The organism is Acidicapsa acidisoli, from assembly GCF_025685625.1.
Taxonomy (GTDB): Bacteria; Acidobacteriota; Terriglobia; order Terriglobales; family Acidobacteriaceae; genus Acidicapsa; species Acidicapsa acidisoli.
Genome location: NZ_JAGSYI010000002.1, coordinates 292242 through 313665 on the forward strand (window position 1 = coordinate 292242; position 21424 = coordinate 313665).

At 54.5% G+C, this 21424-nt stretch carries 12 protein-coding genes; 7 read left to right on the forward strand and 5 right to left on the reverse strand.

Annotation, left to right across the window (positions count from 1 at the left end; translation table 11 throughout):
• Window positions 1-376: 376 nt before the first annotated feature.
• From OHL23_RS11270 to OHL23_RS11285, 4 genes are all read right to left on the reverse strand, one after another.
• Window positions 377-868 carry an SRPBCC family protein gene (locus tag OHL23_RS11270; protein ID WP_263351983.1) on the reverse strand — a complete coding sequence of 164 codons (492 nt, stop codon included), beginning with the start codon at window positions 866-868 and terminating at the stop codon, window positions 377-379.
• Window positions 869-1038: 170 nt separating this feature from the next.
• Window positions 1039-1791 (reverse strand): LytR/AlgR family response regulator transcription factor, encoded by a 753-nt coding sequence (locus tag OHL23_RS11275; RefSeq protein WP_263353224.1) that lies wholly within the window; start codon window positions 1789-1791, stop codon window positions 1039-1041.
• On the reverse strand, window positions 1766-2869 hold the full coding sequence (locus tag OHL23_RS11280; RefSeq protein ID WP_263351984.1) for a sensor histidine kinase: 1104 nt from the start codon (window positions 2867-2869) through the stop codon (window positions 1766-1768). The genes OHL23_RS11275 and OHL23_RS11280 overlap by 26 nt, the downstream gene beginning before the upstream one ends.
• A gap of 431 nt (window positions 2870-3300) precedes the next feature.
• Entirely contained in the window at window positions 3301-4449 is a 1149-nt protein-coding gene (locus OHL23_RS11285; protein WP_263351985.1) for a tetratricopeptide repeat protein, read from the reverse strand.
• 925 nt (window positions 4450-5374) lie between these two features.
• Between OHL23_RS11285 and OHL23_RS11290 the strand changes: the two genes are divergently transcribed.
• From OHL23_RS11290 to OHL23_RS11320, 7 genes are all read left to right on the forward strand, one after another.
• Window positions 5375-6700 (forward strand): extracellular solute-binding protein, encoded by a 1326-nt coding sequence (locus OHL23_RS11290; RefSeq protein ID WP_263351986.1) that lies wholly within the window; start codon window positions 5375-5377, stop codon window positions 6698-6700.
• Between the two features lie 117 nt (window positions 6701-6817).
• A complete protein-coding gene (locus tag OHL23_RS11295; protein ID WP_263351987.1) occupies window positions 6818-9193 on the forward strand; it encodes an ATP-binding protein in 2376 nt (791 codons plus the stop codon).
• 558 nt (window positions 9194-9751) lie between these two features.
• The gene (locus OHL23_RS11300; protein ID WP_263351988.1) at window positions 9752-13486 is read left to right on the forward strand and encodes a carboxypeptidase-like regulatory domain-containing protein; all 3735 of its coding nucleotides are present in this window, start codon (window positions 9752-9754) and stop codon (window positions 13484-13486) included.
• 127 nt (window positions 13487-13613) lie between these two features.
• Window positions 13614-15338 carry a CRTAC1 family protein gene (locus OHL23_RS11305; RefSeq protein ID WP_263351989.1) on the forward strand — a complete coding sequence of 575 codons (1725 nt, stop codon included), beginning with the start codon at window positions 13614-13616 and terminating at the stop codon, window positions 15336-15338.
• On the forward strand, window positions 15335-16129 hold the full coding sequence (locus tag OHL23_RS11310) for a tetratricopeptide repeat protein (protein ID WP_263351990.1): 795 nt from the start codon (window positions 15335-15337) through the stop codon (window positions 16127-16129). The genes OHL23_RS11305 and OHL23_RS11310 overlap by 4 nt, the downstream gene beginning before the upstream one ends.
• 93 nt (window positions 16130-16222) lie before the next feature.
• Window positions 16223-18505 carry a DUF5703 domain-containing protein gene (locus OHL23_RS11315; protein ID WP_263351991.1) on the forward strand — a complete coding sequence of 761 codons (2283 nt, stop codon included), beginning with the start codon at window positions 16223-16225 and terminating at the stop codon, window positions 18503-18505.
• A complete protein-coding gene (locus tag OHL23_RS11320; protein ID WP_263351992.1) occupies window positions 18502-19761 on the forward strand; it encodes an SGNH/GDSL hydrolase family protein in 1260 nt (419 codons plus the stop codon). Before OHL23_RS11315 ends, OHL23_RS11320 begins: the two co-directional genes overlap by 4 nt.
• Window positions 19762-19791: 30 nt before the next feature.
• On the opposite strand, the gene OHL23_RS11325 is transcribed toward OHL23_RS11320, so the two are convergent.
• Window positions 19792-21204 carry a hypothetical protein gene (locus OHL23_RS11325; protein WP_263351993.1) on the reverse strand — a complete coding sequence of 471 codons (1413 nt, stop codon included), beginning with the start codon at window positions 21202-21204 and terminating at the stop codon, window positions 19792-19794.
• Window positions 21205-21424: the final 220 nt, after the last annotated feature.

Here is a 21424-nt window from a genome sequence, read left to right on the forward strand (position 1 = left end):
TCGGGTCGAGGGAGCAAAGTTTTGAGTCTGTAATGTTTGTTATCGAAAAGCCGATATCGCCTCCACTTTTTCGAATAGCGGCAAAGCTTACCTATGTGGATTCATATTTTGAAGTGCATAGGTTGGTCTTTTGACCAGGAAGCGCATTTCGATAATACTCGCACACGATAAGAATGAAACAGGAGTTGAGTCCTGCAACGCAAATATGCGTTGCGAGCGTGAAGATGGCTTCCATAGGATCGTTGCCGGTCATCGAATGACTGCATCAGTGCGTATAGATTGCCATCACTGCTGCCAAAATAGATCGCATTGCCGACCACCACTGGTGACGACAGAATCGCGCCTACGCTAAACAAAAATTTCGCGACCATCGTAGCTAGAAGAGCGATGCAAGCTTATCGAGCGAGGCGAGCCACATGCGATGAAGCCAGCGACTATGGTCTTCCCGGAAGATGCCGCAGTGAAGAAGGGTCAAGCGGCTGCTTTCGAAGTGACCGTCGATATGAACGCGTACGTGGCTCTCCGGCCAATCCGGCATGCGATGATCCCGCCATGTGAAATCCAATCGGTGGCGCCTGCATACTTGATATTGTCCGGTTACGGTTGCATGCAAAGCGCCGGAACGATAGAAGTCTAACTGGTATTGATCCGCTGCCTGTTGAGCAGTTACAAATGAGCCAGGATTGGGATCTGGCGGGCACATCCACGCCTCTCTATACTCCGGCACGGTCAGTGCGGTAAAAATGCGCCGCGCATCTCCTTTGATGGTGGCCTGCATTGCGATATCCAATTGACCGGCGGCGCGCCGCTGCGCATTACCTGCGAAGCGCTGCATGACCTCTTCCTCGATTTGCGGCTGTGTGCTCATTCGGAGACAACACCCCTTCTCGACCTGCTCGGATGTTATCGCGCAAAGGAGCCGGCCGGATTCGCTTCGTGACCGATTGGACCAACTTTGGGATGACCTGTCAGATGGCCGTGACCAAAGAAGTCTCGATGTTTAGCACAGAGTCCACGGGATACGAATTAACGAAAGCTTCAACGATGCAGCCATTCCTGTATGCGGGCCCGGTAGCTGCGGCTCATGGCAATTTTTTGACCATTGACAAGAATGACCGTGCATTCTCCGTCTGCATCGGTTCGCATTTCCTTAACGTATTGAAGATTCACAATCGAGGAACGATGCACGCGAAGAAACATCTGCGGATCCAGCCGCTCCTCAAGCCGGCTCATCGTCTCCCGCAGCAGATGCGTCTCAGATTGGGTACAAATGCGGACGTAATTCTCTTCGGCTCCCACCCAACGGATCTCCGAGAGTGGAAGAAACAGGATTCTGCCGCGAGACTTGAATACAATGCGCTTGGTGAACTTATCACTGGTAGCCTTCGCTGCATCATCGCGCACGGGAGATTGCTTTGTTAGCTGGATCTGATGGCGCGCATTTTCGAGCGCTGAATGGAGACGTGCCAAGGTAAACGGTTTCAGCAGATAATCCACGGCATGAATCTCGAATGCACGAAGTGCAAAGGTATCGTAGGCGGTCGTGAAGATGATTCGCGGCGAAGTAAAGCCAGGTTCCGGATTAAGTGCGCCGATGATGTCGAAGCCGTCCATTTCCGGCATGCGTATATCAAGAAAGAGCAGATCCGGCTGCGTCAAGCGAACCAGTTCGATCGTTTCGCGGGCGGTCGCACTCTCGCCCACAATGTCCACTTCGGGTTCATCGCGCAGAAGCTGTCGGAGCTTTTGCCTGGCCAGCACCTCGTCATCTGCAATCACTGCCTGTATCATCACGCACCAGTCCTGTTAACTTACTGGAACTGTCCACTGCAAACTGCAGCGGAAATGTGATCGTTACAAGTACTCGATTTGGAGTCACTTCACGCATGAGAAACCGTTGATCGTTTCCGTAGTGCAATTCCAGCCGATTCTTCACATTAGCGAGCCCTACGCCTTTGCCGGCTGCCTCTTCGGAGGAAGCCGGACTTAGTCCTACGCCAGTATTGAGCACCGTAAGCTTGATGCGTTTGTGTATACGATGTGCCTCGATCACCAGCAAACCATCTTTATCGAGTCGGGAAAGACCATGAGTAAAGGCATTCTCGATGATCGGCTGCAAGATCATCGCCGGGACGAGGGTATCGTAGAGCTCCGGATCGACCGATACCGTTTGATGCAAGCGGCCCGAAAATCTCTTATTCTGCAATTCGAGATACATCTCTACGAACTGCATTTCATCGCTGAGCGGGATCAATTGGGCGTCGCCCCGCTCCAATGTAATACGCAAGAGGCAACTCAATTGTTCCAGCATGGTGTCGGCAGCCGCAATATCGGTGTGCATCAGGCTCGATATCCCATTGAGCGTGTTGAACAGAAAGTGCGGATTCAGCTGCATCCGAAGCGCGCGAAGCTGCGCATTCACCAGTTGCGCTTCAAGTTGCTGAGATGACCGCTCTTTCTCACGATATTTTTGGTAGTAACCGACGCCCCGAATCAACAGGAACGAACTCCAGAAGATCACGAGGCTATCCATCAGTTCTGCGTTCAGATGAAATTCCAACCGCCGCCGATAGCTCCATCCGCTGCTTCCAATCGGAAGTGTCGGAAACATCAGAACCCAGATCATCTCTTCGCCGACGCTGACAAAAATGCTGAGCGGAAGCACGCAGGTGAGTATCCAGGACAGCCGGCCTTGTTGAATGCGCGGACCCAGCCAGAGCCAAATCAACCAGCAGATAGCTCCCCAAAGGAAATACTGAACGACCCATGCCTCCACCAAGAGAGTCGCACTGACCTTGTACCTCCAGTTCCGTGCGCTGATCCAGTCCTGCAAGGCAAACAGCAGGCCGATCGACATAAAACCACCCACGAAGACCGCCGGATGCAGTATTAACGGTCGCGAACGGTTTTTGAGTCTTTCGAGGAATTTCAGCTTAAGTCCCTCAACTCTTTCTTTCAGCACATGAGATTATGCATCCGGATGAACTCTCCATTCAATGGAAGCATTTCAGCAACCCGGGAGGTGACGGGCTTGGACTCCCTTCTTTCGTCCGTGAGAACAGGCGGTATGGGCTTATCTCTGATTGACGTGGAACCATACGCAAGAGCGATCGGCGGAGTTCCCGGAGATGGCATGCTTTCGACCCGCCTCGCTGCGTTTGCGTGCGGTCCGTCCAACCAGTCATCCCTCAATCGAGCTCATTCGTCACAAATATCTCCATGACGCAGCGATCCAGTGAAAGTTCGCTCAGGATTGCGCGCTTCTATGAACGGCAGACTGAATGTAGGCTGACATTCTGCTTAAGGTTTCTCATCTCCTTCAGGGCTCAAGTTCAAATCGAGATATGTTGCAGCATTTTTCCGAAAGTCCGTCGCGGAAACTAGTTCGCCAATGTAAGAACCGGGAGAAGCAGCCGCAATCGCGGTAGCAGGAAACGCAGGGGTGCCCTTTACATCTTTGCCAATCAGAACCAGGGTGAGATGGTGCTGCTCATACCAGGCATCGGCGGAAGATTTCACGGACGACTGCTTATCCGCGCTTAATTTCGCTTCCAGAGCGTTGAGGTCGTGGGCAAGCAGCTTCTGCGCTTCCTCCCCTCCTTGCCTCACAGCGATCTGGAAATGGTAGTAAGCAACCTTTGGGTCCGCGGTGACACCGTTGCCATCTCGTGCCAGTATTCCAAGTACCATGGAAGATCGCCAGTTCCCTGCGTATGAAGCCGTTTCAATGAGCGGAAGAGCCTCACGCGATGACTTTGCGAGATCCGGATGTTTGAGGAGAAGCAGCCCCAGCGCGTGCATTGCGGGCACATACCCGCCTTGTACAGAGGTCCGGAACAACTTGGCTGCCTTACCAAAATCGTGAACGTGTTCCTGGCTCTCGGAATAAAGCAATCCCAGGTTGTAAGTTGCCATTGGATCATGCATTCTTGTTCCCGATTTGTACCAGTCTTCTGCAGTCGCCTTGTTCATCGGCACACCGAGACCGAAGTAGAACATATGCCCGAGATAGGAGGCGCAGGAACCGCATCCCTTATGAAATGCCTCAGTGAACAGATGTCTCGCCATTTCCGGATTCTTCTGAACGCCTATTCCCTTGATATATGCCACTCCGAGGTTCTCCATACCCCGAGGGTTTCCGGCGGCAGCCGAGAGCTCGTACCAATGGACCGCTTGCACTAAATCCACGGGCACGCCGATCCCAGCTTGATAGAAGTAGCCGATCTGAACTTGAGCCAGCGGATCGCCGCCCTCTGCCGCCTTCTCATACCATCGAGCCGCTTGGGAAAGATCCTTTGCCACGCCATTGCCTGTGAAGTAGGCGGCTGCAAGCTCGGCCTCTTCCCGCACTGATCCCTGTTCAGCTTTGATTTGAAGGCGATTGACTTTTAGCGCCTCAGAAGACAACTGGGCGCTGGCGGCAGTAATAAGTTCCGATAGAACTACCATCAGCAACGGGACGCAACAAAGAATTCGCCTTCTTAAAACGCATCTCATACTTCCCCCAAAGTCCGATGGAATCGACGCCACCAATCGATCCAGGCATCAGCAGCGATGCCTACTGGACGTATGCGTTTGAGCAACGTGTTATCGCAGATTCGCAGTCCAGGATCTTGTCGTTGCGGAGAAGAAAGGGTACGTCCGTATAGCTTGGCCTTTGATCGAACACATCCTGCGATTCGTCACAAATCGAAATAGTGACGAAGACGAAGAAAGTAAGTTGCCCGCGGCGATATAAAGGGAACCTGGCGGGCCAGGAATGCCGGCCGATTACCCAGCTAGTCCTAATTTTCAGCAAGTTTTTGAGGTGAAGACTCTTTGGGACGAGAGGGCCAAGCAGCTTTCGTCGCCGGTTTGGTTGGAGCTGGTTATGGGCGTAGGCTGGGAATGTGCAGCGGGGACGGGCCTGGATTTCCGCGACGTGAAATGCCGCTGTTCCCGTTGGCCGCTTCCGCTACCGTTTGGTGGGCGGAGATCGGACCTGTGATTCTTGCGGTTAAATCCTCGGGTTTAGCCTTCCACTGCTTCTCCGAGTCTCGTAATAGCTTGGATATTGGAAGTTCCGATCTTCTGTATCATATTGTCTATCTGATGTTTGCGTTTCTTCCCGGCTGGTTAGGCAGTACCGGGCTCCACGTCGAACAACAGGTTCCGCGGTCCGGCGACGAATTCCAGAGGGAAGTGGTGAGACGGACCCGGCAGGACAGTCTGCTCAAACTCACGCTGGAGACGATTAGTATCCGTGATTCCGAGATACGGATCTCAGCATCACGGATTGGCATTCGGGCGCTTAGGAAGTCGTACGCATGGGGGAATATTTTGGATTCGCGGTTTTTGCGACCGAGAATCCTGTTCAGCCACGAGGGTGGGTTCCATGAAGACTGTCTGCGTGTTAGGCATTTTGCTCCTCTTATCAGGTTCGGGCTGTTCGCGGCAGTCTCCGCGGGAACCGGTCACTGTGACCTTTCTGGATATTGAGTGGGACACGCCCGATAAGATGCCTGGATTGGCGCGGGATTTGCAGGAGTTCACGCGGGAAACGGGAATCCGGATCAAGAGGATTCCCCGGCCGGATGGCTCGTTTAACCAACTCGCTCTGTGGCGCCAGTTGCTTCAACAAGGCTCGGGCGCTCCGGACGTGGTCAGCATTGATGTGATCTGGTCAGGGATATTGAACCAATATCTGATGGACCTGAAGCCGTATTTTGCTACCGAGCTTGCGTCGCAGAACCCGGTGGTGGCGGCGAGCTACACCGTCGGCGATAAGGTGGTTGCTATACCGCATCACGCATACGTTGGCGTTTTGCTGTATCGTCCGGATCTGCTGCGGAAGTATGGATATCGCGATCCACCGAAAACGTGGGATGAACTGGAGCAAATGTCTACGCGGATTCAAGCCGGCGAACGGGCCAAGGGGCAAAAGGACTTTTGGGGCTATGTATGGCAAGGGGGCATCGATGAGGATTTGACCTGCAGCGGCCTGGAATGGCAGATCAGCGAGGGCGGCGGACGAATCATCGAAGATGATAAGACGATCAGCGTGAATAACCCGCAAGTGGTTCGAGCATGGCAACGCGCTGCGCACTGGGTGGGTTCCATTTCGCCGCCGGGTGTGGTGGCCTACGGAAAGTGGGACGCGCAGAACGTCTGGGGCTCGGGCAAAGCGGCCTTTCTGCGTGGCTGGCAGTCGGATTATAGCTTGATCAGTCACGGCTGGCCTTTTTCGGGATCGCGTTCGGATACGGCCGCTGGCGATCCTTCAAGATTTGGCATAACCAGCATGCCGGGCGGCAGGGTTGGGCGTGTGAGCGCGCTGGGAGGGAATGGCCTGGCGGTTTCCCAAAGCTCGGCGCACCCCCGTGAAGCGATCGAACTCATTCGATTTCTTCTGGATCACGATCGCAAGCTCATGCTCTCCAACGAACATTCCGAGCCATCCGCGGAAGCCGAGCTATTCGAACTGCCCGTAGTCTTAAATCCGTATCCCGAACTAACCAAGTTGAGCCCCCAGGGCGGTAATGTGGTAGCACGTCCCTCCGTTGTTGCCGGCGAGAAATACGGAGACGTGAGCAAGGCGTACCTCCAAGCGGTGCATTCGGTGTTGACCCGCGAAAAGGCTCCGTCGATCGCTGCTGCGGATCTGGAAAAAGAGTTAGTTGCAATGACCGGTTTCAGGACGGGGCCACCTAAACGGGATTAGTGGTCTGCGGGAAGTATATTCGGAAGGCGTCCCCGGCACGGGATTGGAAGCCTTCCGCATTGCGTTTATGTATAAGCGATCTATCTGTAATTCGAGGCAATGGACAGGAGTCCTGGTGTGGTCGCGAAACTGGCTGAATGGCTGAAACAAGCTGACGAGAAAACGTCTCACCTCCGTTGGCTCAACATCGGCCCACGCCTAACGCTCTGCTTTCTGTTCATTATTCTCGCGATGCTGGTGGGAAACGCAGTCCTGCTCTGGCAATTCCGGGAGGCCTCGGAGCAGGCGGAGCGCCTGAGCGGCGTCGACCAGGAATTGATCGCAGTGCTCCAGGCACATGCCAACCTCATGTCATTTTATGAAAGGCTGGAGGCGCTGGCGAATTCGGAAAACAGTGCCGCACTGGTGGAGGAAACTGAGTCTCTTCGCGACGCCCTTCTTGACGACAGTCGGCGTAGCAGAAATATCCTTAGCCATTTGCCGCCCGACGTCGAGGTAGATCCGACGCTGTTGCCTGACCTGGAGGCCATTCAAGACACTCTGCCGGCGGAACTCGGCGCCATCACGGGGTTGGCTGAAGTGAAGGACTGGCAAGCTGTTCGCCTGCGTCTGGCTAACCAGGTTCGGCCTCTCGACTTCAGGACTGCGGTGCTGGTGGAAAACATCGACCGCGATGTCAGCGAAAAGCGGGCGCAAGCTCTATTGCATATCGCTCAGGCGCAACGGCGCATTCTCCTGATTGTGCCAGTAACGGCCGGGTTTACGCTCCTGTTTGCTGCATACCTTGGCCTGGCCATCACACGCAGTATTACGCATCCACTCAGGCGATTGATGGAGGGCTCTAAGGCTCTGGCAAGAGGCGATTTCAGCTATCGAGTACCCGGTGTGGGAAGGGACGAAATTGCCCGCCTTGGGAAGGTCTTCAACAACATGATTGCAAGGCTGCAGGGCCTTTACAGCGAGTTGCAACGGCGGGAGGCGTATCTCGCGGAGGCGCAAAAACTGAGCCAGACCGGCAGCTTTGGCTGGGATGTAGCCAACGGCCAGATTTACTGGTCGCAAGAGACATTTCGAATCTTTGATTACGATCTGACAACAAAGCTCACGATTCGGCACATATTGCGACGGACTCACCGCGAAGATAGATCGGCTGTATGCGAGTTGATCGGTCGTGTTTCACGCGACAAGATAGCTTTCGATTTTGAATGCCGCCTGCGGATGCCCGACGGATCTGTGAAATATCTGCGGGTTGTGGGGTCACCATCCAGGCAGGAACGAGGTTCTCTCGAGTATGTGGGCGCAGTCACAGATATCACCGAGCGCAAACGGGCGGATGAGGCGCTGCGACGGAGTGAAGGCTACCTTGCCGACGCGCAGAGGTTAACGCGAACCGGCAGTTGGGCATGGGACGTAGCAGCCAGGCATGGAGTTTACTGGTCCCAGGAACATTACCGCCTGTTTGGCTTCGACGCGGAAGCGGGAATTCCGTCGGACGAAGCGTTCTATCAGCGCATCCATCCTGAGGATCGGGAACGGGTTCGGCGAACAGTCAATGTCGAAGTACCTGCCGAAGGCTCCGAATTTGATGTGGAGTTTCGAATCGTACTTCCGGGCGAAGCAGTCAAATACATTCGCTCAACAGGTCATCCTGTCTGCAACTTATCCGGCGATCTGGTGGAGTACGTCGGCACATCGATTGATGTGACCGAACGTAAGCGGGCCGATGAGGAGCGCGAAAGGTTACGGCAGGTTTTGGATGATCTTGCGCACTTAAGCCGGGTAACCACGATGGGCGAGTTGACGGCATCCCTGGCGCACGAGGTAAACCAGCCCCTCTCAGCGGCTGTAACCAACGCTCAAGCTTGCCATCAATGGCTATCGGGCAATCATCCAGACATCGAACAGGCACGCGCGGCTGCGAAGAGAATCGTGAAGTGTGGACAGCAGGCTGGAGAAATCGTCAGCCGGATCCGTTCGCAGTTCACGAAGGGCACATTGAAATGGCAACCAGTGGATATAAACGACGTTATTCGCGAGATGATTTCCCTCCTTTACAGCGAGGCAATTCGATACAACATATCGATCCGGATGGAGTTGGCGACAGATCTTCCCGAAATCATGGCAGATCGAGTGCAATTGCAACAGGTTATGATGAATCTCATTATCAATAGCATTGACGCGATGAAGGAGGTGGACGGAACGCGTGAGATAGCCGTCAAGTCGCAACGATCGGAAGATGAGCAACTTCATGTCTCCGTCAGCGATACCGGCATTGGACTTCCGCCGGAACAGGCGGACCAGATCTTCGACGCGTTTTTTACTACCAAGTCTCACGGCACCGGCATGGGTCTTCGCATCAGCCGGTCCATTATTGAATCGCATGGCGGCCGCTTGTGGTCAGCTGGCGTTTCCGGGCGCGGCGCAACTTTTCAGTTCACCCTGCCTGCCACTGCCGCGGCCCAGACGACCTCCCCAACTGCTCTCACGTTGTAGCGATCCCTCCTTGTTCTCGATGCGGCTCTGGTGCAAATAGCAAACCCGCAGGGATAGAGCGGCTGCTGGAGTGAATTGCGATTGGGTTTGAAGATCGTCGAAATACTCGATCAACCCGCTTGAGCAGGACCCGCATGAACCACCGGCCAGACGAGATGGCCCCGCTACGCCCACCTCAAATACTTGCACCTGAGCCGGTTGAAGAATGCAATCAGCCTGTCACGGCAGGCCATCGCGTTGACGCTACAAAGTGATTGACGCGAGCAATCGGCTGTCTTCTAAACCAGGAACATCCCGGGGAGAGGCAGTCTTCTGGAATTCCACCTAAGCAAAACGAACTGCCATAGCCGCCCTGGCACTGGCCGACAACCGTACCTACCGTTACGGCGTGTCTCAAACGCCAAACTCATTATTCTCAGTCATGTACGGGAACCGTTAGAACGCCCTCCTAACGTTGTCAGTCGTTCTACCAACGGAATAACGTGTTGTCCGACTAAGGAAACCATATTCCGGAACGTCATAAAAAAGCGATTTACTCAAACATTTGAGGAGGAAGAGATGACGCCACACAGTTTTTTGCTTTATCCCCTAAGGACAACATCAAGTCGGGGCCACTCCCGGTGGATGGTCGGCGCAATCGCTGCTCTTTGTATCTGGATCTGGTTTGCAGGGCCGTTTGCAAGCGCTCAAAGCGATCGCGGTAGTGTATCGGGAACAGTCACAGATCCATCAGGCTCCGGAATCACGGGGGTGAACGTAACCGTCACCAATACTGCGATGGGTACGCAGAACTCCACCGTCACAACTGGCGTGGGAGAATACACAGTCCCGGAATTGCCCGCGGGTATCTATTCGGTGACGGTGGTTGCACCCGGCTTCGCGACGCTGATCCGCAGCGGAATCACAGTTTCGGTCGGAGAGACAGCCCGTGTCGATCTACAACTGTCTGTTGGGCAGGGCTCGACGACGGTTACGGTAACGGAGGATGCCCCTCTGCTCCAAACCGACAGCCCTCAGAACAATATCGAAGTCTCCACGAAGGACATGAATGAGCTTCCGTTCAACGTCGCCGGCATCGGATCTGTCCGCGACCCGATGAGTTTTGCCGCGTTGGCGCCGGGAACTATCGTGGGCGGCTGGAACGATATCCACATCAGCGGCTCTCCGGCAACCACGTACCGCGTCCTTATGGACGGCCTGGACGACACCTCAGCAGTCAAGGGCGCTATCTCCGATGAAAATCAGCCCTCGGTCGAATCACTCGCCTCACAATCCCTCCTGGTGAACAACTATTCGGCGGAATTTGGTCAGTCCGCGGGCGGAATATTCAGCTACACCTCGAAATCCGGCAGCAACAGGCTGCACGGGACGGCCTTCAACTACCTTGAGAATGAGGACCTGGACGCCGGACAGCCCTTCAACTACACAAACCACGACCCCTCGAACCCCTGGGAAAAGGCTAACCCCGTGCAGCGGCAGCTTGATTTTGGCGGCTCTCTGGGTGGACCGGTGGTGATTCCTCACCTCTACAACGGCCACAACAAGACCTTCTTCTTCTTCGCTTACGAGGAGTACCACAACACACAGACGCTCAACCTGGGAACCATTACCGTCCCCACGATGGCCTATCGCAATGGCGATCTGAGTTCTCTCCTACAGGGTCCCATTATCGGTTCCAATGGACAGCCGATGGTGGATTGCCTGGGCCGGCAGCTGATCAATGGCGCGGTATACAACCCGAAGTCGACTTCGACGTGCCCGGATGGCACGACGGTTCGCAATCCGTTCCAGAACAATTTCATCGGCGCCCCCAGCACCTGGGATCCAGTGGCACAGGCGGTTCTTCCCTTCATTCCAACTCCATCGGGTTCCACGGCCAACGCGCTGAACAACAACTACCCGAATCTGCAGCCTAACAACAAATACCAGTACCTGACGAGCATCAAGATCGATCACACGATCGGCGAGAAATGGCATATGTCGGGTTATTACATCGCCGAGCAGTCCAACAAGGACAACGCTGCTGACGGCATTAACGGCGAGGCAGCCCAGACCCGGTGGAACACAACCCCGGCCCCGCAGGCGTATTTCAATCTGGACTTTACGGCCACGCCGAGACTTGTGCTCCACAGCGGATTCGACTATACGAGCCACAATGCCGCGCAGGATGCGTTCGTGCAAAACTTCAAGGCCTCGACTCTTGGGCTTAACACGGCGGCAAATATGCCTGGCGGCGCCGCTAACACCTTCCCGATCATCTACGGACTCACCACCAACCGTCAGAACGTTCCTCAGTTGGGAAATAACAACGCTCCGTTTATCGACCACAACGAGTATTACACCGAATCCGCGACTTGGGTCCGCGGCGCTCATACGTTCAGATTTGGCGGCGACCTTCGTCATCAGAGGTTTGGCACTCACAACGACCTGTCGGCCGGAAATTACGGCTTCAATAGCTCTCAGACGTCTCTGCCGTCCACTCAGGGCAACTTCCCAAATGGCGCCAGCCTCGGCGATGGTTTCGCAAGTTTCGCTCTTGGCCTATTAAACAACGCAAGTATCGGCAACGATAACATTCAATGGTTTCACCGCAAAGAGTCCGGGATTTACGCGACGGATACCTGGAAGGTCACGCACAAACTCACGGTGAACTATGGACTGCGTTGGGATTTCGAACAGATGCAGCACGAAGAGTACAACCGGGAAACCCAATTTAGCCCGACCGTCGCGAATCCGTCTGCTGGCGGCCTGTTGGGAGGAACAGAATACGAGGGATACGGGCCTGGGCGTTGCAACTGCATTTACGAGAAGTTCTATCCCTGGATGATTCAGCCTCGCCTCGGCCTCAATTACCAACTGGATGCAAAGACCGTGCTCCATGTGGGCTCCGGACTTTACTCCGGCCAGCAACTCTTCATGAACGAAATCAACTACAGCAACCAGGGATTTGGTTTCAATCAGGAGTTCCTGAACAGCCCCTCGTATGGCCTCGCCGCCGGCCAGTTTTCCAATGGTATACCGTACTCGGCACAGGCTCTGACGGCCACCAACTTCGATCCTGGCGCTTATCCGGGTCCGGGTTCGATCCAATCACCCCCGAATTTTACTGTCGCAAACAACGGCCGCCCGGCGCGTTTTCTGCAAACCACCGTTGGCTTTGAGCGTGAGATCGCCAAGGATCTGTCGGTTGAGGCATCTTTCATCGATAACCGTGGTGTCTGGCTTGAATCTGACGGGCTGTTCGTGGTCAACCAACTCCCTGTATCTACCATTGCGAAATACGGTTTGGACGTTACCAACCCGGCCGACCAACAACTTCTAACGTCGTCGATCTCGTCTCCTGCCGTGGCGGCGAGAGGATTCAAGGCTCCTTACGTCGGCTTCCCGTCCGGTCAGACCTTGGCTCAGGCGTTACGGCCATTTCCGCAATTTGGCAATATAGGCGACCAATACGAGCGCGATGGCAATACCTGGTACGACGCGCTTCAAGTCAAGGTCACCAAGCGGATCAGCAAAGGACTGTCGGGCGGCCTCGGTTACTCCTTGTCGAAGGATCTGGGAACAGTCTCCAGCACTGGAACTTACACCACGGCGATACCGATACAGGATCCCACCAAGTCACCCAAGAGCCAAAAAACCTATTTGGCCATCGACCAACCGCAGATGATCAACTTCTACTTCAACTATGAGGTACCGAGATTCGGCTTTGCGCAAAACGGCTGGAAGGCTGCCTTGCTTACGGGCTGGACAACCGACGGCATCTTCCACTACCAGAGCGGTTTTCCGATTCAAGTACCCAATGCGCAGACGCCATTTACTCTGAGTTCTGTAACGTTTACGTCGAGTAACAATGGAAATGGTGTTTTTGCGAATCGCGTTCCGGGCCAGAAGCTCTTCCTGCACGGTCTTAACAGCCACAATGTTGATCCCTACACCACGTTCTTTCTCAACCCCGCCGCGTGGACAAACCCGACCCCGGGGACTTACTCCACCTCCAAGCCGTACTTCGGCGATTACCGTGGCCCGAGATATCCCTCGGAACAGTTGGGCGTAGGAAAGGGCTTCACGTTCAAGGAGGGCGTGAAATTCTCGCTCCGCGCGGATTTCTTCAATGTCTTCAACCGCTGGGCATATCCCGGCCTGAACAATACGGGAAACTTTGCACAGGCGGCTCAATATAACAGCGACGGAAGCATTGCCAACGGCTTCGGTTACCTGGGGAACAGCATCTCCGGCGCGGGTGGAAACTTCGCTCCGAGAAGTGGTGAGTTTGTCGCGAGAATTCAGTTCTAAGCGCCAACTCAGTTGAAATCCAACCAACAGGCCAGATGAATTCATCTGGCCTGTTAACTTGCAATAGACGTAATCTTGGCGGACAGCGCAGGCGACTCCCGGTGTGACGGCTGTATCTTAGGAAGGAATGAAATTGGCAATTACGCGGCGTGACTTTGTGACAGGCTTGGCGGCGCTAAGCGCAGGAACTTTGAACGCCCGGGCATTGCCGATATTGCTGAATTCCTTCCAGAATGCCAGGATCGATTCCGAGAAGGCTCCCGAGCAATATTTCGAGACCCAGTATTTTGAGACCTGCACAGCCCAGAAAACGGGAATCACCTGGAAGCACGATAATGCACTCTCGACCACCCGCTACTTACCCGAATCCATGGGTCCCGGAGTAGCCATCTTCGACTACGACAACGACGGTTGGATGGATCTGTATTTTGTGAACAGCGGTCCGGCGGATTTCTTTCAGCCACCAAAGCCGCTGCGCAATGCTTTGTACCACAACAACCGGGACGGCACCTTTACCGATGTAACGGAAAAGGCAGGCGTGGCGGGAAGAGATTTCGGCATCGGAGTTGCCGCCGCCGACTACGACGGCGACGGTTGGACCGATCTTCTGGTAACAACGTATGGGCGGCTGATTCTCTATCACAACAACCACGATGGAACCTTTACGGATGTGACCAAAGTTGCCGGCCTGGATGATCCGGGCCTGTTCACCAGCGCCGTCTGGTTTGATTCTGACAATAGTGGCCAGCTGGACCTGTTTGTCTGCCACTTCGCAAAGTACAACAAGTCACTGGAACGTGATTGCAGCGCAAACGGAGTTCGCCATTATTGTTATCCCAAGACCTATGAACCATGGCCGAGCCGTCTCTATAAAAACAACGGCAACGGAACCTTTACCGACATGAGCGCCTCTTCGGGGATTGGGCGGTATCTTGGGAAGGCCTTTGGCGTTGTCGCGACGGACATCAACAACGACGGCCTGATGGATTTGTTTGTCGCCAATGATTCCGTTTCCAACTTCCTGTACTTGAACAAGGGAGGCGGTAAATTTGAAGAAATTGGCTTCCAGGCTGGAGTGGCATATAGCGCGGATGGGGCGGCCCGCTCTGGCATGGGCGTAGATGCGATCGACTTCAATGGAGATGGGCGGCAAGATCTTTTTGTTGCGAACATCAACCGCGAACGCTATTCCTTGTACCGCAATGCCGGAGACAGTACATTTCAGGATGTAGCCGGGCCGACGGGAATTGGAATGGCGACAGTGATGGATTCGGGCTGGGGCTGTCGCTTTGTCGATTTCGATCTCGATGGCAGGCCGGATCTGATTTTGGCTAATGGGCACCCCGATGATCTAATCGAATCGATCAACCACACCGTGCGGTATCGCGAACCTCTCCTGCTCTTTCACAACAATGGCAATGGGTTTGATAATGTCAGTGCTGCGGGAGGTCCAGCCTTCAAAGAGTCGTATCCCGCACGGGGACTTGCCGTTGGCGATCTCGATAATGACGGGCGCGTGGATGTGGTTGTCGGCATCAATGGCGGGGCTCCCCTGATCCTTCATAACATCGTTCGCAATGCGAATCATTGGATCGGTCTGAATCTTACCGGACTAGCGGTTGGCGCCAAGATCACCTGGTCGGCCAATGATGTCGAGCACTGTATTTTCAAGCGAGGCGGCGGAAGCTATCTCTCTTCCTGTGATCCTCGCGATGTGTTGGGGCTGGGGCCGGCGGAATATGCCGACTGGATTCAGGTTCAGTGGCCCAAGGCGATCGGGCGCATGGACCGATTCGAGCATGTGCGCGCTGGCAAGTACTACTCTCTGTCGCCGGGAGGCAAGCTTCTATGATCTGGCTTCTCGCATTCCAGCTCGCAGCCGGCCCGCTTGCAGTCAGCCCAGTGCAACATTACGAGAGAGCAAAGCAGGATTTTGCCGAGCGGAAATTCTCCGAGGCTGTCAGCGAAGTCAACATAGCTCTGCATGAGAGCCCGTACATGGTTCCAGCGTTGGTCCTCAAGGCCCGGCTGGCCCAGTTTGCGCACAGTCCAGATGTTGCCAAGAGCTGTCTCATCACGGCCATTACGGCTGATCCAACATCGGAAGAGGCGCAATTCTTTCTCGGGTTGTTTTACTACAATCAGAATGATTTCAAATTAGCGATTTCACCGCTTCAGACGGCCCAAACGCTCTCTCCCAAAAGTCCTCTACCCGCGTTCTATCTTGCAATGACCCACGAAGCTATGGGAGATACAGCTCAAGCGTCGGAGCTCTACCAGCAGGCCGAGAATCTCTCTCCGGAGAAATCGCCGCAAAGCGCATTGATCCTCGTTGCGTACGGGAGATTCCTGCTTGCGCTGGGCCGAACCCAGGACGGTATTGGAAAAATTCGACGAGCCATTGAGGACGATCCCGATTCCCGCGAAGCCCACTACGAATTGGCAAAGGAATTAGATGAAGAGGGCGATCTCAAGAATGCCGTAGTCGAAGCGGAACGAGCCCTGACTCTACCAGAGCTCAGCATCCGAGATGCCCAGATTCATTATCTCCTGGCAAAACTCTATATGAGGTTGAAAGAGCCTGATTTGGCAAAGGCTCATTTGGAGAAATTCCAGGCGGCTCCCCAGACAACAGTCAGATAAGCGGAGGAATGTTTGATACGGAACGCAAAGACCAGCGGCGTTAAAGGGCAATCAATGAGACGCTTGCTTCCTATTGTATGGCTTGGATTGTCTATGACCTGCTTTGGAACGGTGACCGCATTGGCCTCCGAAAATCCCTTCGTCTCGGTCAACGATGTTACATGGACAGAATTGGGACACAACGAGAACGACTCCATGCCGATCGGCAATGGCGATCTTGCAGCCAATGTCTGGACAGAGCAAAATGGCGACCTCATGTTGCTGGTAGCGAAAGCCGATGCATGGACGGAGTTGGGCAAGCTTGTGAAACTCGGCCGCGTGCGGGTCCAGATCACGCCAAATCCATTTGTGGGCGCGGCGGATTTTCAGCAGGTTCTGCGCCTGGAAAACGGCAGTATCGAGATCAAGAGTGGCGCGAATGTGGTGTTGGTGTGGGTTGATGCAAATCGTCCGGTAATTCATGTCGAGGCAACATTGGAGCATCCCGCAGCAATGCAAGCAAGGCTGGAACTGTGGCGTACCAAGACCCATCCGTACAATGAACCGTCCCCGGACAAAGGCGGCTTGTTTGAAATGGGCGACCATGCGATTCCACTCAATTTTGAGGCGGACACTGTTCTCCCTGCCGGTGCAAACCAAGTCACTTGGTATCACTTCAATTCGTCCAGCATCTACCCGACTTTGCTGGAACAAGAGCATTTGGAATCGCTTTCGCAAAAGTATCCTGATCCTTTGCTGCATCGTTGTTTCGGAGCAATGCTTACCGGACCCGGATTAGTTAGCAGCGATGACCATACGATGAAGTCGGCCGTTCCTGAGCGGAGCTTGCGGCTTGATGTAATCGGCCTCACCAAGACAGGAGCGGCTTCGCCGGAGGCGTGGAAGTCTGACCTGGATTCGCTGGCCAAGGAAGTGAGCGCAGTCCCGATTGATTCCGCTCGCGCAGCGCACCAACAATGGTGGCAGGATTTCTGGAACCGGGGTTGGATTCACGTCTCTGGAACAGCGGACTCGGCCAAGGTTTCGCAGGGTTTCATCATGCAACGTTACATGCTGGCTGCTTCTTCGCGCGGCGCGTTCCCTGCGAAATTCAACGGCGGCTTGTTTACCGTTGGGCACGACATGCCGGCGAATGTGGAATCGACCAACAAAGATCACAACCCGGATTTTCGGGCATGGGGAAGCTCGTATTGGAACCAGAACAATCGGCTGCTTTACTGGCCGCTTATCGAGACGGGCGATTTCGATTTGCTCAAGCCGTGGTTTGACATGTATGTGAACGCATTGCCGCTAGCTAAGGATCGCACTCAGGCTTACTTTCATCATGCAGGCGCGGCATTCATCGAAACGGGTTATTTCTGGGGTCTGCCTAATCTCAACGATTTTGGCTGGGACAATCCGACAACGGAGGTGAAGAGCGAGTGGATGCGATATCACATTCAAGGCACGCTGGAAGTGATCTCGCAGATGTTGGACGAGTACGACATCACTCAGGATGCGGAGTTTGCGCATAAAGATATTATCCCCTTTGCCGACGTCATAGTGACTTACTACAACCTGCATTGGCCGCGAGGCGAAGATGGAAAGATCAAGATGACGCCGGTACAGTCTCTGGAAACCTATCAAAGAATCGCGGTTAATCCAACGCCGGATATTGCGGGACTTAAACAGGTACTGACGCGGCTTCTGGAACTGCCTGCAGCATGGACGTCGCCTCAGCAAAGAAGCATCTGGAGCAAAGAACTCGCCGACCTGCCAACTATTCCGATTGGCAGGTCGGCAAATGGAAAACTTCCGTCATTCGGTGCGAGCGATCCCGACGGCAAGCCGACGATCCTTCCGGCCGAGAGCTATGGCAAGACGAGCAACGCGGAAAATCCCGAGCTGTATGTAGTCTTTCCATATCGGCTTTATGGCGTAGGCAAACCAGATCTGAGTCTGGCTCTGAACACTTTTGCCGCCCGGCGCTTTCCATTAGACCACTGCTGGGGACAGGATGGTCCGCAATCTGCTCTGCTTGGTTTGACGGCCGTGGCGAAAAAGGCCGCTATCGACGAATTTACCGATTATGGCGATCAGCACTTCGCATGGTTCTGGAAAGCGGGTAATGACTGGATACCAGATCTCGATGACGGCGGCACGGGGATGATCACGCTGGAATCGATGTTGATGCAATACGACGGCAAACGTATCCAGCTTCTTCCCGCGTGGCCCAACGATTGGACTGCGGACTTCAAACTGCACGCACCGTATCGAACCACCGTTGAAGGGCATGTGGAGAACGGCAAAATCACGGACCTGAAAGTGACGCCGCAATCCAGAGCCAAAGACGTGGTTGTCGTTTCGTCTGATGAGCGGAGCAAGTCCGCAAAGTGAACAAATCTCGACAGCGCACCACGCTTGCCCACGCTCACCTCATGACGCTGGTGGCGATGATGGTCGTCGTGATTTTATCGTCTCGTGCTGCGGCACAGGATCACGGATTATCGTGGACAGGAACCTGGGCCACTTCGCCCATGCGCGACGATGCGGGGAAGGGATTCAATCGGCAGACACTGCGGCAGATTGTACATACCAGTGTCGGCGGACAGGTGGCCCGCATACATATCTCCAACCTGTTCGGCGCGCAACCGCTGACCGTCGCAGACGTTCATATTGCCCAACGAAGCGCAGATTCCTCGATCGTTGCGGCAACGGATCAGAAAGTTCAATTCGGGGGACTTTTTTCTGTTACCGTTCAACCCGGAACTGAGGCCATCAGTGATCCGGTGGACTTCCAGGTCCCTCGTCAAGCCGATGTTGCAATCAGCATTTACCTGCCAAACCCCACCGGCTTACCGACATACCATCCATCCGGATTTCAGACCAACTATACAGCCGATGGAGATGTAAGCGGGCTGGCGAGCCTCTCTGGCGTCAAAACGACCCAGAGCTATTATTTCCTCATCAATCTCGATGTCCAGAATAAGGCAGTTCGCGGATCTGTTGTAACGCTGGGCGCTTCGATTACAGATGGCTACGCCTCAACTGCCGACACGAATCGGCGCTGGCCGAATGACCTGGCGCAGAAATTGCTTGATGCCGGACTGAACATCGGTGTTCTTAATCAGGGGATCAGTGGGAATCGTTTGCTTGCTGCCGGGGCTGGCGACAGTGCGGAGACTCGCTTCGACCGCGATGTACTGAACGAACCCGGTGTACGTTGGGTGATCTTTTCCGACGACCCCATCAATGATCTCGGATCGACCGCGCCTCCGCCGACAGCCGATCAGTTGATCGCGGGTATAGGACGTCTGATCGCCAGGGCTCATCAAAAACAAATCAAGTTTGTCTGCTCTACGCTCACGCCATATCAAGGGGCCGCTTACTGGACTTCGGCAGGAGAGGCGGCTCGCGAGCAAATCAATAGCTTTCTCCGCAGCAGGACCAGCGGCTGTGATGCGGTGGTCGATCAGGATGCGGCGACGCACGACCCACTTCACCCGGCTCAGTTTCTTCCGGCATATGACAGCGGCGATCATCTTCATCCGAATGAGGCAGGCCTGCAGGCCATTGCCGACGCAGTCAATCTTTCCCTGTTTTCGCACCCCGGGTTTTCGCGAACCGGCGCGCCCGCAGCCAAGTCTCATTGAGTGCCAGTGGACGTTAGCAGCCAGTTACATCTAGTGGCTGGAACCATCCGGCAAGATGTGGCACGCCACCAGATCGATGTTATTGGGAGTGCCGGCCATGGTATTCAGATGCAGCAACATCTCGAAATGCCGGAGCGGACCAGAAGATGAGATTCCGCATTTACCGAGTTCTGTAGATAAGCGAGGCAAATCGGTGGCAAGCTTTCCTGCCGCCTCAGTGCCCTCAGCGTTTGCTCCTGCAAGAAGGAGAACCTGGCCGCTTTGGTCTGGATTTTTGACAAAAGCCAGGATGGCATACGAATCACCGGTGGCCCAGCCAAGAGCAGACGGTATATATTGCGATTGCTCATTGGGGCGCGGATGAACGTTGCGAATAAACTCCGATGCTGCGTTTTTGTTGAAGACAAACCTGAAATCCAACTGATCGCTAAACAGTGAAAACCATGGGTTCGAACGGGGGCTTCCCAGAAAGACGAAGTTATTGTCCGACTTCAAATCCGTCAGTTGAATGCTTCGTGCAGCTCGGACATCAATGGTTTTTGAATTGGCCTGTGCTAATTCAGCAACTTTTGCAGCAATTGGCACGTCGACCTCGGACGCCTTATCTCCTCGCAGAATATTTTTGCAGATATTGCTTTGTTCGGGCGTGAGCTTGTTGGGCGCCGGGATGTAATTGTGATTGGCATAGTCGGAGACAGAGACCTGGTCGCCGGTAATTCCCTGGATCTCGGCGATGTTTGGATCGCTCGTGATCAGCTCTATGCCATGGGAAGATCCGAATAGTGCCGACCACGGGAGCGAAGAAACGCGTGCAGCTTCGGAATGGGGAGAACGACTCCAGAAAATGCCCCACAGCGCGAGATTCAGTGCCACGAGGAGAATCCCGAAGAGCAACCGCAGACGCCACGCAGCAGCTTTCGGCTGAATTGTTTCGAATTGGGGAATAGCAGAGAGATTGACAATTGGTTCGTCTACAACCAGTGCGGCTTCCTGAATCGACGGCGCCGGATCGTGCGGTTTAGCCGCTATCTCGGACAGGCCGATCTCGCCGTGGGGATCGCGCATGATTTCCGGAATGTACGACCCGGAAGGCAGACTAATGCGAAACCCCGATGTTGCTCCGTATCGTCCGTAGTGCTGCAGCAGTCGCTTGCGCACATCGCTGGCAGTGACGCGAACAATCGCATCGTCGCCAGTATCGTAGGATGCGGAGCGTCCAAACAACTCCATCCCAATCACTCGCTCCTTAAGCGAGTCGAAGCGGCCGGCAACTGCCTGATCCACGATGTATTGGAGAAACTGGCCGCTGCGGTGGCTCCCCTTGAAGACATCGCCCTCGATCACCTCTTTGAGATGATGCTGGAGAGACGCAAGACCGCCCTTTGTTTCCGCAATTTTGGCGATTTCTGCGATCCGAGTATCGGTAGACGAGGGAGATAGCATATCGGAAGTCCGAGTATGATTCTCGCACCCCATAACCTCAAAGTCTACATTCGGGTGCCATGCACAACCGGTCAGGAATCTGGGAGCACAATCGTCCAGGCGCGTTCTTGCTTTGCTTAAATTCGCCCACCTCAGGAAATAATTGCCTTCCATCGAATCAGAACAAGTCAGAACAAGCTGATATTGCCTCCTGCTCCTCGGTTCGCACATCTTTTTTGAC

Excerpts from the sequence above, each read along its gene's own strand:
- OHL23_RS11270 (WP_263351983.1), bottom strand. The coding sequence starts at position 868 with ATGAGCACACAGCCGCAAATCGAGGAAGAGGTCATGCAGCGCTTCGCA.
- OHL23_RS11275 (WP_263353224.1), bottom strand. The coding sequence starts at position 1,791 with ATGATACAGGCAGTGATTGCAGATGACGAGGTGCTGGCCAGGCAAAAG.
- OHL23_RS11285 (WP_263351985.1), bottom strand. The coding sequence starts at position 4,449 with ATGGTAGTTCTATCGGAACTTATTACTGCCGCCAGCGCCCAGTTGTCT.
- OHL23_RS11290 (WP_263351986.1), top strand. The coding sequence starts at position 5,375 with ATGAAGACTGTCTGCGTGTTAGGCATTTTGCTCCTCTTATCAGGTTCG.
- OHL23_RS11300 (WP_263351988.1), top strand. The coding sequence starts at position 9,752 with ATGACGCCACACAGTTTTTTGCTTTATCCCCTAAGGACAACATCAAGT.
- OHL23_RS11305 (WP_263351989.1), top strand. The coding sequence starts at position 13,614 with ATGAAATTGGCAATTACGCGGCGTGACTTTGTGACAGGCTTGGCGGCG.
- OHL23_RS11310 (WP_263351990.1), top strand. The coding sequence starts at position 15,335 with ATGATCTGGCTTCTCGCATTCCAGCTCGCAGCCGGCCCGCTTGCAGTC.
- OHL23_RS11315 (WP_263351991.1), top strand. The coding sequence starts at position 16,223 with ATGACCTGCTTTGGAACGGTGACCGCATTGGCCTCCGAAAATCCCTTC.
- OHL23_RS11325 (WP_263351993.1), bottom strand. The coding sequence starts at position 21,204 with ATGCTATCTCCCTCGTCTACCGATACTCGGATCGCAGAAATCGCCAAA.